Source organism: Nocardia vinacea NBRC 16497 (assembly GCF_000308835.1).
GTDB lineage: Bacteria > Actinomycetota > Actinomycetes > Mycobacteriales > Mycobacteriaceae > Nocardia > Nocardia vinacea.
In genome coordinates this window covers 1-416 of the sequence record NZ_BAGN01000296.1, presented here as the reverse complement: position 1 = coordinate 416, position 416 = coordinate 1, and the positions used below count along the sequence as shown (strand labels likewise).

Annotated in this window: 1 protein-coding gene; it reads right to left on the bottom strand. The window is 67.1% G+C overall.

Annotation, left to right across the window (positions count from 1 at the left end):
• A partial coding sequence (locus ON44_RS33555; RefSeq protein WP_040697946.1) for a DUF2637 domain-containing protein occupies positions 1-416 on the bottom strand: 416 nt, incomplete at both ends.

Genomic DNA, 416 nt, shown 5'->3' with positions numbered 1-416 from the left:
TCCGGGTTGCGGGGAACCTCGATCAGCGCGGTCAGGCCGTGCGTGGCCGCCAGCCCGAACAGCGGCGCGGCGCCCGCGACGCACGCCGCGATGGTCGCGGGCAGGATACGTTGCCCGGATTCCGCAGCGTGCAGGCCATTTCCGATCACGCTGATCAGTTCGGCGGCGAACAACTCACCCCAGAAGAACACACGAGTCGCGGTCGGAATCGGGATGTTCTGGCGGGCGCGGCGCTGCAGCGAGACCAGGGCGACGGCGGACTGGACAATCGCGCCATCCACGAAAATCGGTCCGGCCCACGCTAGACGGTGTGTAATCCCAGCCATCTGGCTCAGTTCGGTCAACGCCGCGAACGACCACGCGAACGCCCCCAAACCGATCACGATTGTCATCGCCAACGCGGTCAGCTCGGCCAG